Annotated in this window: 14 protein-coding genes; 10 read left to right on the top strand and 4 right to left on the bottom strand. The window is 67.8% G+C overall.

All coding sequences use genetic code 11. From position 1 onward, the window contains the following. Positions 1-309: 309 nt before the first annotated feature. From GOY17_RS11795 to GOY17_RS11770, 6 genes are all read left to right on the top strand, one after another. Entirely contained in the window at positions 310-867 is a 558-nt protein-coding gene (locus GOY17_RS11795; RefSeq protein ID WP_157030554.1) for a DUF3228 family protein, read from the top strand. A gap of 140 nt (positions 868-1007) precedes the next feature. Then, positions 1008-1268: a hypothetical protein gene (locus GOY17_RS11790; RefSeq protein ID WP_147298579.1), complete on the top strand. Its 261-nt coding sequence runs from the start codon at positions 1008-1010 to the stop codon at positions 1266-1268. A 121-nt stretch (positions 1269-1389) separates the two neighbouring features. Further along, positions 1390-2310, top strand: coding sequence for a M14 family metallopeptidase (locus GOY17_RS11785; protein ID WP_157030553.1), 921 nt, complete (start codon positions 1390-1392; stop codon positions 2308-2310). 52 nt (positions 2311-2362) lie between these two features. Beyond that, a complete protein-coding gene (locus GOY17_RS11780; RefSeq protein ID WP_157030552.1) occupies positions 2363-3463 on the top strand; it encodes a Gfo/Idh/MocA family protein in 1101 nt (366 codons plus the stop codon). 283 nt (positions 3464-3746) lie between these two features. Further along, positions 3747-4931, top strand: a complete 1185-nt coding sequence (locus GOY17_RS11775; protein WP_157030551.1) for a glycoside hydrolase family 18 protein — start codon at positions 3747-3749, stop codon at positions 4929-4931. Positions 4932-4999: 68 nt separating this feature from the next. Then, the gene (locus tag GOY17_RS11770) at positions 5000-5290 is read left to right on the top strand and encodes a hypothetical protein (protein WP_157030550.1); all 291 of its coding nucleotides are present in this window, start codon (positions 5000-5002) and stop codon (positions 5288-5290) included. A 27-nt stretch (positions 5291-5317) separates the two neighbouring features. Here GOY17_RS11770 and GOY17_RS11765 read toward each other — a convergent pair whose 3' ends face one another. Continuing rightward, a complete protein-coding gene (locus GOY17_RS11765; RefSeq protein ID WP_157030549.1) occupies positions 5318-5950 on the bottom strand; it encodes a DUF4136 domain-containing protein in 633 nt (210 codons plus the stop codon). A 127-nt stretch (positions 5951-6077) separates the two neighbouring features. Here GOY17_RS11765 and GOY17_RS11760 point away from each other — a divergent pair, with 127 nt between their 5' ends. Further along, positions 6078-6782: a hypothetical protein gene (locus GOY17_RS11760; RefSeq protein ID WP_157030548.1), complete on the top strand. Its 705-nt coding sequence runs from the start codon at positions 6078-6080 to the stop codon at positions 6780-6782. Positions 6783-7117: 335 nt separating this feature from the next. Here the strand turns inward: GOY17_RS11760 and GOY17_RS11755 are convergent, their stop codons facing one another. Together GOY17_RS11755 and GOY17_RS11750 are read right to left on the bottom strand one after the other, a co-directional pair. Continuing rightward, complete coding sequence (locus GOY17_RS11755; RefSeq protein WP_157030547.1) at positions 7118-7666, bottom strand: peroxiredoxin; 549 nt, start codon at positions 7664-7666, stop codon at positions 7118-7120. A gap of 74 nt (positions 7667-7740) precedes the next feature. Continuing rightward, entirely contained in the window at positions 7741-8781 is a 1041-nt protein-coding gene (locus tag GOY17_RS11750; RefSeq protein WP_157030546.1) for a GGDEF domain-containing protein, read from the bottom strand. Positions 8782-8845: 64 nt separating this feature from the next. Between GOY17_RS11750 and GOY17_RS11745 the strand changes: the two genes are divergently transcribed. The 3 genes from GOY17_RS11745 to GOY17_RS11735 all read left to right on the top strand — a co-directional run bounded on the left by GOY17_RS11745 (position 8846) and on the right by GOY17_RS11735 (position 11313). Next, positions 8846-9661 carry an extensin-like domain-containing protein gene (locus GOY17_RS11745; RefSeq protein ID WP_157030545.1) on the top strand — a complete coding sequence of 272 codons (816 nt, stop codon included), beginning with the start codon at positions 8846-8848 and terminating at the stop codon, positions 9659-9661. Positions 9662-10007: 346 nt separating this feature from the next. Further along, positions 10008-10181: a DUF1328 family protein gene (locus GOY17_RS11740; protein WP_115841744.1), complete on the top strand. Its 174-nt coding sequence runs from the start codon at positions 10008-10010 to the stop codon at positions 10179-10181. A gap of 223 nt (positions 10182-10404) precedes the next feature. Next, entirely contained in the window at positions 10405-11313 is a 909-nt protein-coding gene (locus tag GOY17_RS11735; protein WP_157030544.1) for a dienelactone hydrolase family protein, read from the top strand. A gap of 45 nt (positions 11314-11358) precedes the next feature. Here the strand turns inward: GOY17_RS11735 and GOY17_RS11730 are convergent, their stop codons facing one another. Further along, a complete protein-coding gene (locus GOY17_RS11730) occupies positions 11359-12135 on the bottom strand; it encodes a hypothetical protein (RefSeq protein ID WP_157030543.1) in 777 nt (258 codons plus the stop codon). Positions 12136-12214 lie beyond the last annotated feature (79 nt).

Here is a 12214-nt window from a genome sequence, read left to right as displayed (position 1 = left end):
GGGGGCGTCGCTAGGCCTCCGGGCGGCGGCGTATCCCGTCTCGATAATCGGTAGTAGTGCCCGATCGCGGCGCGCCGCACCTCCGGCGGTGCGAACGCCAGGTTGCAGTCGGCGTGGGTAGCAGGGCTCTGAAGCAGGAAGATCGACAGGCAGGCGCTGCGCATTCTGTTCATGGGGCGTGTTGACGGGAGGCCGGACGCCAGCGTCGCAGCACGATCGCACGGCCGATATCCGGATCACGCCACCCGTTGATGCGCACGAGTACGCCGCATCGCAAATAATGCGGCTTCAGCACAAGCCAGCCCTGTCATGACCATCACCCTCACCGACTTCGCCCGCCCACGCCTGTTTCCGCGCGAGCCGCGGCGCAACACGATCCAGGACTGCACGCCGGAGCAGTTCGAGCGGCATCTGAACGAGGTGCCGCCATTGGCCGTGCTCGAGGGATACGCGCCGTTCTGCAAGCTGCACGTGCACCGCAACTGGACCTCGACGAAGTGCCTGGCGGTGCCGATCACCGACGACAACCGCCACCTGCTGCGCTCCGACTACGACGCGCGCACGCGCGACGAACTGCCGGTGCTGGTGCGCTGGTTCGAAGGGCTCGAGCCGCCGGTGGCGAACTTCCTCATCGTCATCCTCTACAGCCGCGAGCAACTGGCGAAGGAAGGCACCGAGATCGACGCCGACTGGGGCGTGGTCGGCTGCATGTACACCGCCGAGCCGGTTGAGACGCCGATGGCACCGATCACGATCATGCGCAACGCGCTGGGCGTGGAGGAGGGCGGCTCCGGCGTCCCGCTGGATCGCGACGCCTACCTGCGCAGCGTGGAGTTCTGGCGGACGCATGCGAACTGGCGCGGCTGACTCGCCCACGCGGTGCGACGCGCGTCACGTCGCGCGACATCCACCCGCCTGATTTACACGCCGCTTACCGCATCTTCACCGGTGCGTTGCCGGGCGACGCATCGAATGCCTGCGTTCACCACGAGCGCAGGAGATCGATCATGAGGAAGACATGGAGCGCCGCCGCGATGGCGGTCGCACTATTCGCATCCGGCGCGGCGACGGCCGCGATCACGCACGTGAGCGGTTCGGGCGTCAGCTACGATCCGGGCATCGCGCTGGAGGACGCCCGCGCCGATGCGATCGGCAAATGCACGGCGCAGGGCGGCGAGCCGATTGCCGAGGTCTACAACCACGTGACGCGGGCGAACCAGTGGATCGCCAGTTCCGTGTGGTCGTGCGAAGTAGCGGACGCGCCCTGACGCGTGGGCTGCGCCGGCACTGAAAGGCCCGCCACGCGGGCCTTTCGCTCATCCGCGTCCGTCGCCAATGGCGCACCGGATGCTAGAGTCCGCCTTCATCCGAACCCCGCAAGAGCCCGCCATGAACCACACCGCCCCGTATCCCATCGGCACGCCCGGAACGCCCTGGGGCTCCGCGGAGAAGGCGCAGTGGCTCGCGGGGCAGGTGCGCCGTCGCAGCTATGCGGACGAGGTGGTCGCGGCGATCGAGCCGCTGCGTTCGACGTTCGACGTCGTCGAGTACGGCACGCTGCAGTACGGCGACGAACGCTTCCCGCTGCTGGCGATCCGCAGCCGCGACTGGAACGACGCGCTGCCCGTCGCGCTGGTCACCGGCGGCGTGCACGGTTACGAAACCAGCGGCGTGCATGGCGCGCTGCAGTTCGTGCGCGATCATGCGGCCGATTTCGCCGGGCGCGTGAACCTGCTGGTCGCGCCGTGCATCAGCCCGTGGGCGTACGAGCGCATCCATCGCTGGAACGCCGACGCGATCGATCCGAACCGCTCCTTCCGCGCCGACAGCCCGGCACAGGAATCGGCGGCGCTGATCAAGCTGGTCGAACCCGTGCGCGATCGCGTGCTGGTCCACATCGACCTGCATGAAACCACCGACACCGATGAAACCGAGCTCCGCCCTGCGCTCGCGGCGCGCGATGGCAAGCCGTTCGAGCCGGACGGCATCCCGGACGGCTTTTACCTGGTCGACGACAGCGAGAACCCGCAGCCGGAATTCCAGAAGGCCGTGATCGAAGCGGTGGCGAAGGTCACGCACATCGCGCCGGCCGACGCGCAGGGCCGCATCATCGGCTCGCCCGTGGTGGCGCCGGGCGTGATCGAGTATTCGCTGCGCAAGCTCGGCCTGTGCGCGGGCGTCACGGATGCGCGCTACAAGACCACGACCGAGGTGTATCCGGACAGCCCGCGCGCCACGCCGGAGCAGTGCAACCTCGCGCAGGCCACCGCCGTGTGCGCCGCGCTGGAGTACGCGCTGGCGCATCCGTAAGCCGTATCACCCGCAGCATCGCGTGACCGGACGATCCTTTCGAGACGCCACCATGCCCAACCCGCATCGCCGCAAGTTCCTCGCCGAAACCGCCATCGCGCTGGCCGCCGCGCCGTTCATCAGCACCAGCGCGACGCGCGAGAAATCGAAGCAGTCGCGAAAACTTGGCGTCGCGGTGTGCGGCCTGGGCCGTCTCAGCGAGAACCAGATCGCCCCGGCGTTGCTGAAGACGCAGCACTGCCGACTCGCAGGCATCGTCACCGGAACGCCCGCCAAGGCCGCGGCGTGGAAGGCGAAGTACGGCATTCCGGAGGGCAGCGTGTACTCGTACGACACGATGCATCGCATGGCCGACAACCCCGACATCGACATCGTCTACGTGGTTACACCCAACGCGCTGCACGCGCCGCACACCATCGCCGCGGCGCAGGCCGGCAAGCACGTGTTCTGCGAAAAGCCGCTGGAGATCTCGGTCGAGCGCTGCCAGTCGATGATCGACGCCTGCCGCAAGGCGGGCCGCCTGCTCGGCACCGCGTATCGCTGCCAGTACGACCCGCATCATCTGGAATGCATCCGCCTGGTGCGCGAGGAAGCGTTCGGCAAGCCCACCATCGTGCAGGCTGGGTTCGCGATCGATGTGGGCGAGCCGACGCAGTGGCGCCTCAAGCGCGACCTCGCCGGCGGCGGCGCGCTGATGGACGTGGGCATCTACGCGTTGCAGGCCACGCGGTATCTCACCGGCGAAGAACCGATCCTGGTGTCGGCCATCGAGACGAAGACCGATCCGGTGAAGTTCGCGCAGGTCGACGAAACGATGGTGTGGACGACGAAATTCCCCAGCGGCGTCGTCGCGTACTGCAGCACCAGCTACAAGGACGGCGGCATCCAGAACCTGCGCGTGAACGCCGAACGCGGCTGGTTCGAACTCGACCCGGCCTTCTTCTACGACGGCAACCATGGCCGCCGCAGCGACGGGAAGGAGATCCGGTTTCCCGAGATCGACCTGTTCGCCGCGGAAATGGACGACTTCGCGCGATGCATCCTCGAGAACCGCCCGACCAAGGTGCCCGGTGAGGAAGGGTTGCGCGACGTGCGGATCATGCAGGCGATCTACGAGTCGGCGCGCACGGGCAGGGCGGTGACGTTGGGGTGATGGGTTGCGCTTGCTCACCAGCTTCGTTCTCCGTCATCCCGGCGAAGGCCGGGACCCAGGCCCGCAGCGCTGGGGAATGCCGGAAGCGGTGAACTATCGACCGTCATTCCAGCGAAAGCTGGAATCCATTTTGATCTTTGGCACTCCGCTGAAGGAGCAAAATCGCAGCGCTGTGCCGCGACATTGATTCAACGCATCCGCTTCGTTGCCCCTCACCCCAACCCCTCTCCCGGTGGGAGAGGGGCTTAACAGCCCCATACACCCATACACACGAGACGCCCCCATGCTTCGCCAGCGCCTGGCCGCCGTCGCCATCGTTCTTTCCGCGATTTCCGCATCGTCCTTCGCCGCACAGCCGATCGTCGGCGCGTACTACCCGGGCGGGAATGCCGCGCGCTATCCGGTGTCGAACATTCCGGCCGACACCGTCACGCACCTGTTCTACGCGTTCGCGCGCATCGAGGACGGACGTTGCGTGATCGAGAAGGACGCGCCCGCCCGCTTCAGGGAACTTGCCGCGCTGAAGAAGCAGCATCCCAAACTGCGCACGATCATCTCCATCGGCGGCTGGGAAGCTGGCGGCTTTTCCGATGCCGCGCTGACGAAGGAAAGCCGCGAGCGCTTCGTGTCCTCGTGCGTGGCGATGTTCTTCGACACCTACCGTGGCAGCTTCGACGGCGTGGACCTGGACTGGGAATTCCCGGTGTACGGCGGCCCGAAGGAGATCGCCGCGCGGCCGCAGGATCGCGTTAACGCGACGCTGCTGGCGAACGAATTCCGCCGCCAGCTCGACGCGAAGGCGAAGCCTCGCGGCCAGTCGTACCTGCTCACCGCCGCGTTGCCGGCCGGTCGCATGCAGTCGGCGGGTCCGTACGATCCGGCGAAGAGCTACGACCTGAAAGCACTCGGCGAAATCCTCGATTTCATCAACCTTATGACCTACGACATGGGCACCGCGTTCTCCACCGTGTCCACGTTCAACGCGCCGCTACGCGAAGTGCCACAGGATCCGCTGCCGCCGGAGCTGCGCCGCGCCAACAATGTCGAAGGCGCGGTGGATTTCTATCTGCAGCACGGCGTGCCCGCAGACAAGCTGGTGCTCGGCGTGCCGTTCTACGGCCGCGGCTTTCGCGTGAATAGCGCCGACAACCACGGGCTCTACCAGGCGTACACCGAGCCGTATGCCGCCGGCGACTGGCGCGACATCCAGTCGAAGCTGCTGAAGGATCCGAAGTGGACGCAGCACTGGCACGAGATTGCGCAGACGCCGTACCTGTTCAACGCCGACGAGCGCGTGTTCGTGAGCTTTGAAGATGCGAAGTCGATCGCGCTGCGCTCGCAACTGGCGAAGGAGCGCGGACTGCGCGGTGTCTTCATGTGGGAACTCACCGGCGACGACGACCAGCGCAGCCTGTTGAAGGCGATGGCGGCGCCGTTCGAAACCCGCGAAGCCGCGCCGCCGCGGTGAATCGCATGTGAAGCCACGCGCGCGGCGACGAAGGCACAATCACGCTCCCGCGCGCGAGGCCGGCTTCCATGTCACATCCGACCGACGATACGGCGACGTTGCAGGCGTTGCTCGAACGTCTGGTGAAGTTCCGCCTGCCGCGCGCGATGTCGCTGAAGGAGCGCGTCGATGCGGGCGAACGCATGAGCGATACCGACATCGCCTTCATGAAGGAATCGCTGGAAGACGCGCAGGATGCACAGCATTTCGTCGCGCGCCATCCGGAGCTCCACGCGCTCGGCGCGAAAGTCGCGCAGCTCTACGAGGAAATCGTCGAGAAGGCCACAGAGAACGAAAAGAAAGCCGCGGACGGCGAGTGATACGCCGTCCGCCTTCTGGCTCGCGCATTACTTCGCCGGTGCGCGTGGCAGCGAGGCGAGCGTCTGCGTCGCGACGGCGTCGAGGTTGAGCTTGCCGGCGTCCTTCGCCTTCATCGAGCCGCGGTAGAGGGCGCGCCACAGTACGCGGATGTCCGACGGCTGGATCACCTCCACCTGCAGGCCGCCTTCGATCGTGTCGACGGTGTGCACCTTGAAGGTCGGCACGCCTTCGGTGCCCTTCGACAGGATCTGCGAGCAGCCGTACGGACCGCATTCCACCGCGCTTTCGCGCACCACGCCGCCCTGCTGCATGCGCTCGGTGACGCTGGTCTGCTGCACGTCCTGCACGCCGACGCGATACGCCACCGCGAGATCGGCCTTGCGCACGTCGTCGATGCGGCGATAACCCTTCGCCTGCAAGGCCTTGTCGAGCGAGGCCTGCAGGCGCGTGCGGAAGGCGGGATCCTGTGCGCGCTTGTCGAGCTCTGCCTGCAATCGCGCCGGCATCGGCACCCAGGCGTAGGTCGGGCCGGGCATGGACGTCGCGCCCTTGGAAACATCGACTTCTGCCGCCGGCTGCTTGCGCGACTGCGCATGGGCAACCGGAACCAGCGTGGCGAGCAGCGTGCCGCAAACGAGCGCGAAGGCGAGCGTCCTCATGGTGCGTCCCCGACCGGAAGGTGGCGTCACTGTGGTGGCGCTGGCATTAGGGCGGCGTGAGGCGGGCTCGTCCACGGGACCGGGGCGGTCGATGCGCTACCTTGCCGGCGTCCGCGAAGGAGGTTCCATGCGCAATCTGGATTTCAGTTCCTGGCAGGCGGTGCTGTCGACGCTGATCGGCCTGGCGGTGATCACGCTCATCGGCGTGGGCATCCGGTTGATCGTGATGCAGACCGTCCAGGCCCGGCGCGAGCGCGAGAACCGGCAGATCAACGAGCGGCTGCGCACGCTCATCGCCGCGTACAAGACGCTGGGTGGATCGTTCACGGGCGACCTGTCGGTCGACCCCACCCATCTGCGCGACGTGCAGCGCCGTGGCGAGGCGTCTGCGGAGCCGGGCAATGCCGAGCTGGCGTGGCCGAGCTCCGACCGCTCGCGCCGCATCCGGGATGCGGTGGAAGGCGCGCTGTCGGACATCCTGCTGCTGGGCACCGACGAACAGGTGAAGCTGGCGGCGCGCGCGGCGGCGGAACTCGTCGCGGGCCGGCCGGTGCATACGGCGGAGCTGGTCGTGTCGCTGCGCGACTTCATCCGTGGCGTGCTCGATCTGGATCCGGTGCCGTCGAACCTGCAGATCCCGAGGCAGGGTCCGAGCCGGCCGTCGTCTGCGGCGAAGGGAAAAGGCGAGGGCGCGCGCGAGGAAGGAAAGCAGGGTGGCCGCGGCGGTGGCGGTGGGATGGGCGGCGGCGGAATGGGAGGCGGGCTCGCCGCGGGCGGTGTCGGGATGGGCCTCGGCGCGGGGCTGACGGATGACGCGGAGGAGGGGCGGTAGTCGGAGCACTCGTCGCCTGAAAGGCCGTCGTCCCGGTGAAGGTCGGATCCAGGCTGATGACCTTTCCGAAACCGCTCGTCATTTACCGTCATCCCGGCGAAGGCCGGGATCCAGGCTGATCACCTTTCCGAACCATCTCGTCATTCCAGCGAAGGCTGGAATCCATCTTGATTGCAGCGCTCCGTGGGTACGAGAAGGAAGAAGCGACACCGCAGCGCTTCATCGCAGCGATGGTTCACCGCCGCCCCTCCGTTGCCCCTCACCCCAACCCCTCTCCCGGTGGGAGAGGGGCTCAAACACGACGGGCGAGGAGCCGCAGCTAGGAACTGCAAGGCTTACTTCTTCTCCAGCGCCGCCACCGCGTCCAGCGACTCCTTCACGTGCTTCTGCGGATTGAGGTCCGAGTAGACGTGGGAAATCGTGCCGTTCGGCGCGATGACATACGACGTGCGGTCCGACCATTCCGGCTTCTTGGCGAGGATGGCGTCGTACTGTTTGGCGATCTTCGCGCCGCTGTCGGCGGCGACGGGGAACTTGCCGCCGCAGTGTTCGGTGGACTTGGAGAACGCGGCCAGCTGGTCGGTGTTGCCGGCGGTGATGCCGATGACCGTCGCCTTTTCGGCCTTGAACTTGTCGATGGCCTCGGAGAACAGGTGCGCCTCGAGGTTGCAGCCGGGGGTGAAGGCGGCGGGGAAGAAATACACCACGACCGGGCCCTTCTTCAGCGCGTCGGACAGCTTGAAGGTGAACGCCTCACCGGCGAGGTACGCCGGGGCGCTGAAGTCGGGCGCCTTCGCGCCGGCCTTCAGTGCAGCCACGGCCGGCGCGGCCAGCGCGATGGTGACGACGAGGCCGGCGGCGGCCTGCTTCAACAGGTGCTTCATGACGCGCTCCAGTGCGGACGGGTGTCCATACGATACGGGTTTCGCCCCGGTCGCGCGGGCGGGCGCAACGCCCGTCAGGCGATGGCGCGATCGCGCATCTTTCGGCTGCGCTTGACGGCATACATGGCGGCGTCCGCGCGGGCGATCAGGGTGTCGGGGTCGGGCTGGTCGTCGGCGGCGACGACCGCGCCGACGCTGGCGCCTTCGTAGTCCACGGTCACCGTGCCGAGGTCGAAACGACGGCGCGTGCTTGCGGCCAGCCGCTCGCGGAAGGCCTCGATGCTTCCGGGTCCTTCGACGTGCGCGACGGTCCCGACCACGACGAACTCGTCCCCGCCCAGTCGCGCCGCGAAGTCGTCCGCGCGCAGCGCACCCTGCAGCGTGCGGCCTATCGCGGCGAGGAAGCGGTCGCCCGCCTCGTGGCCATGGCGGTCGTTGATGGCCTTGAAGCCGTCCAGGTCGATGAAGGCCACCACCAGCGCCTCATGCTGGCGCTGGCAGTGCGCGATGCGGCGCGTCATCTCGGCCATGAGCGCACGGCGGTTCGGCAGGCCCGTCACCGTGTCGACGAGCGCGCTCGCGGCCAGCGCGGCGTTGGCCTCCTGCAGCCGGTCGACGAGGCGTTCGCGTTCCAGCTGCTGGCCGATGAGGCGGGAAAACATGAGCAGAGCGCGCTGCGCATCGTCGGGCAGCGGCAACTGGCGCGCACTGGCGGCGCACAGGGTGCCGTAGAGCGAACCGTCCTCCAGCTTCACCGGCGTGCTGACGTAGGTGTGGATGCCCAGCGCCCGCGCGGCGTCCGAATCCCCCCAGCGCGAGGGCACGTCGTCGGTGTACGCGCACGCCTCGTCGAGCGCGCGCCGGCAGAGCGTGTCGGACCACGGCACGGTGAGCTGCTCGGGGATCAGCAAGGTCTGCGTGTTGCGGGCGAACAGCACGTGCTGCACGCCCGCATCGGCGTCCACGGACGTCAGGTAGGTCGATTCCATGCCGGTCAGCGCTTCCAGCACTTCCAGCAGCGGGCGGACGAGTTCCTCCAGCGTGCGTGCGCCGGTCACCGCATCGGCGACGCGGACGAAGGGAAGGGCGGTGATCGAGGCGCTTGCGGTTTCCATGCCGCCATTATCGGCCGACAGACCGCTACGTTCACCCTGACGTGGCGTCGGCGACAATCCGGCGATGGCGACCCCCGACCCGAGTCCGAACCGCAAGCCGTTCCCGATCCTGCGCGTGGTGTGGCTGCTCCTGCTGGCCGCCGCATTGGGTGCGGGCTGGGCGCTCTGGTCGGGGCGGGTGCGGATTCCCGAGGCGTGGAACCCCTGGGCGCCGCTGCGTATCGATGCGACGCCGAACCTGCTGACGCGCTTCAAGCTCGACCGCGCGGCGGGCGATCGCGCCGCCTGCCAGGTCGCGCTCGCGCAGGCGGACATGCAACTGACGCCGGTGGACGACCGCGTCACCGGCGAGCATTGCGGCTTCACCAACGCAGTCCGCATCCAGCGCACGAGCGTGGCGGTGGGATCGGATTTCACCCTGAGCTGCCGCACGGCGCTGTCGCTGGCGATGTGGGAGCGCCACGTGCTGCAGCAGGCCGCGGAGGAACACCTGGGGACACGCGTGGCGCGCATCGAACACCTGGGTTCGTACGCGTGCCGGAACCTCTACGGCGAAGAGGGGCGCCGTCGCAGCCAGCACGCCACGGCCGATGCGCTCGACATCGCCGGCTTCGTGCTCGACGACGGGCGGCGAGTGCGGGTGTTGAAGGACTGGCAATCCGCGCCTGCCGGATCGACGCCGACGTCCGCTGCACCGGCTTCATCCGTGGTCACCGATGAAGCGACGAAAGACGCGTCCGACCTGGACGAAGCCCGGTTCCTCCGCGCCGTGCACGACGGCGCGTGCGACTACTTCGACGTGGTGCTCGGCCCGGACTACAACCGGGCCCATGCGGATCACTTCCACTTCGATCGGGGTACGTATCGGGCTTGTCGGTGAGCTTGCGCAGTCGATGCGCGCGAGCCATCGCGATCACTGTCATCCCGGCGAAGGCCGGGATCCAGGCTGGCGGTCTTTCAGCCAAGGCATCGTCATTCCAGCGAAAGCTGGGAGTCCACTGCTTCGTCTCGCAGAAAAGCAGGGCATTGCGAGTGCCACCGTGCGCGCACGTCCCGACCCTCACCCCAACCCTCTCCCGCGGGAGAGGGGCTCAAAGCAACCGCTCGCTCGAACGCCGCCCGTTGCCCGAAGAAACGACCGATAAATCACCCGCGACGCCACTCACGCCAGAACGACAACCCCGCGACTACCGTCGTTCGCAACGAAGTTGCCAGGAGTGGTTGCGATGTTGAAGTGGGCCATCATCTTTGCTGTCATCGGCCTCATCGCGGGCGCGCTGGGTTTCAGCGGCGCCGCGGGCGCGGCCATGGGCATTGCCAAGCTGCTGTTCTGGGTGGGCCTGGTGATCGCAGTCGTGCTTTTCATCTTGGGCGTGACCATCGCCAAGAAGGTGACGTAAGTCGCCACCGCCGCCGATGCGTGGGGCGTCGGCGGCGGTTTCTTTTCCGGACGGGATTCCCGCTCCGATGATCCGGGCGCGCAAGGCGCCTCGCTTCTTCCAGATACCCCAATCCCGGCGCCGTCCGTCGCACCAGCGCACCGGCTCGCCGCACGGTTGCATTTCGTCACGCAGGGGCCGCTATCCTCGCCGGCACGTTCCGACCACGCCGCGGAGGTTCCCCATGGCCGACACGCCACGTCGCAAGGCCAGCGACTTCGATCCGGAAGTGATGCGACTGTTCGACCAGTACGTGCACGGCATCATCGACCGGCGCGGTTTCCTCAGCGGCGCGGCGCGTTTCGCGGTGGGAGCGGCCGGTGCCGCCGGCATCCTCGCCGCGCTCGCGCCGAACTTCGCCGCGGCGCAGCAGGTCAAGCCGGACGACAAGCGGCTGGTCGCGAAGTACCTCGAATTCCCGTCACCGCAGGGCTACGGCACCGCGCGCGGCTATCTCGTCCGCCCCGCGAAGAAGAGCGGCCCGCTGCCGGTCGTGCTGGTCGTACACGAGAATCGCGGTCTCAATCCGCACATCGAAGATGTGACGCGTCGCCTCGCGCTGGAGGGCTACATCGCCTTCGCGCCGGACGCGCTGTTCCCGCTTGGCGGTTATCCGGGCAATGAGGACGCGGCACGCGCCGAGTTCGCCAAGCTCGACCAGGCCAGGACGCGGCAGGACTTCATCGCCGCCGCGAAGATGCTGCGCACGATCGAAGGCGGCAACGGACGGCTGGGCGTGGTGGGCTTCTGTTACGGCGGCGGGATGTCGAACTTCCTCGCTACGCAGCTGCCGGACCTCGATGCGGCCGCGCCGTTCTATGGCGCGCCGGCGCCGCTGGAGGGCGTGCCGAACATCAAGGCGCGCATGCTGATCGTGCTGGCCGAGAACGACGAACGCGTCAACGCCGGCTGGCCTTCCTACGAAGCCGCGCTGAAGCAGGCCGGCGTGAAGTACGAATTGTTCCAGCCGCCCGGCACGCAGCACGGCTTCAACAACGACACCACGCCGCGATACGACGAAGCGGCCGCGCGCGAAGCGTGGAAGAAAACGCTGGCGCTGTTCGACGAAACGTTGCGCAAGCCGGCTGCGTGATGGTTGATGCCGCCGCGTCGCGTTCGGCGATGCGGCGGAATCCGCTCAGAGCTTCGCGGTCGCGACCGGCGACTCGGCCGCGACGGCCGGCGCATCCTCGAACCAGCCCGAGTACGCCGGCGCGACCAGCGGCTTGAGTTCGCTGCCCGGCACTTCGACTTCGCCGCCATCGTCGGTGCGGAAGCGCAGGCCCGCGATGCGACCGCTGGAATTGAAACGCGGCACGAACACGTGCTGCATCGCACGTTCGGCGGCAGGCGCGGACAGCGAGGCGGATTCCTCCAGCGCCAGATGGCGGATCTGCTCGTGCAGCCTCGCCCACGCCGCCGGGTTCGGGATCATTTCCTCCGGTGACAGCAGGCGGTTTTCCGCAGGCGACCAGAGGAACACCTCGCGACCAGGGCGACTGCTCGCGCCGCCGGTATACAGCTCTTCGTCGGCGATCACCGCGAACATGCGCGGCGCGTCGGCGGCGGTGCTGAAACGCAGCGTGAGTTCGAACGGCACGGACGGACGCGGCGTCTTTTCCAGCGCGGCATCGAGCGCGGCGCGGCGAGCAGCCGCGTGCGCGACGAGCAGCTTCGCGAGCGCCGGATAGCGATCCAGCCCGGTCGGATAGCTGATGCCGACGATCGCGCGTGCATCGCGTTCGAACACATCCTGCGGTGCGGCGAAGGTTTCAGCCTTGGGCGCATCCGGCGTGGTTGCCGTGGCGACCGGCGCATCGCGACGACCGCACGATGCGAGCACGAAGGCGGCGCAACAGGCGAGCACGGCGATGGAGAAGCGCGACGCGGCGCTCGAAGGAATGTAGGTGGGCACGGCGGCGAAGGCAGCGGCAGAGGGCCGCGAACGTTAGCAACGCGATCGCGTGCGATCTCTCGGAATCCTCCGAAATTCA

This window comes from Lysobacter soli, from assembly GCF_009755585.1.
Classification (GTDB): domain Bacteria; phylum Pseudomonadota; class Gammaproteobacteria; order Xanthomonadales; family Xanthomonadaceae; genus Lysobacter_J; species Lysobacter_J soli.
Note: the sequence above shows the minus strand (reverse complement) of the source record. Positions and strands in the feature narration are given on the sequence as shown.

Coding starts and splice junctions, on each gene's coding strand:
- GOY17_RS11795 (WP_157030554.1), top strand. CDS start 310: ATGACCATCACCCTCACCGACTTCGCCCGCCCACGCCTGTTTCCGCGC.
- GOY17_RS11755 (WP_157030547.1), bottom strand. CDS start 7,666: ATGAAGCACCTGTTGAAGCAGGCCGCCGCCGGCCTCGTCGTCACCATC.
- GOY17_RS11745 (WP_157030545.1), top strand. CDS start 8,846: ATGGCGACCCCCGACCCGAGTCCGAACCGCAAGCCGTTCCCGATCCTG.
- GOY17_RS11775 (WP_157030551.1), top strand. CDS start 3,747: ATGCTTCGCCAGCGCCTGGCCGCCGTCGCCATCGTTCTTTCCGCGATT.
- GOY17_RS11780 (WP_157030552.1), top strand. CDS start 2,363: ATGCCCAACCCGCATCGCCGCAAGTTCCTCGCCGAAACCGCCATCGCG.
- GOY17_RS11770 (WP_157030550.1), top strand. CDS start 5,000: ATGTCACATCCGACCGACGATACGGCGACGTTGCAGGCGTTGCTCGAA.
- GOY17_RS11740 (WP_115841744.1), top strand. CDS start 10,008: ATGTTGAAGTGGGCCATCATCTTTGCTGTCATCGGCCTCATCGCGGGC.
- GOY17_RS11750 (WP_157030546.1), bottom strand. CDS start 8,781: ATGGAAACCGCAAGCGCCTCGATCACCGCCCTTCCCTTCGTCCGCGTC.
- GOY17_RS11735 (WP_157030544.1), top strand. CDS start 10,405: ATGGCCGACACGCCACGTCGCAAGGCCAGCGACTTCGATCCGGAAGTG.
- GOY17_RS11765 (WP_157030549.1), bottom strand. CDS start 5,950: ATGAGGACGCTCGCCTTCGCGCTCGTTTGCGGCACGCTGCTCGCCACG.
- GOY17_RS11785 (WP_157030553.1), top strand. CDS start 1,390: ATGAACCACACCGCCCCGTATCCCATCGGCACGCCCGGAACGCCCTGG.
- GOY17_RS11760 (WP_157030548.1), top strand. CDS start 6,078: ATGCGCAATCTGGATTTCAGTTCCTGGCAGGCGGTGCTGTCGACGCTG.
- GOY17_RS11790 (WP_147298579.1), top strand. CDS start 1,008: ATGAGGAAGACATGGAGCGCCGCCGCGATGGCGGTCGCACTATTCGCA.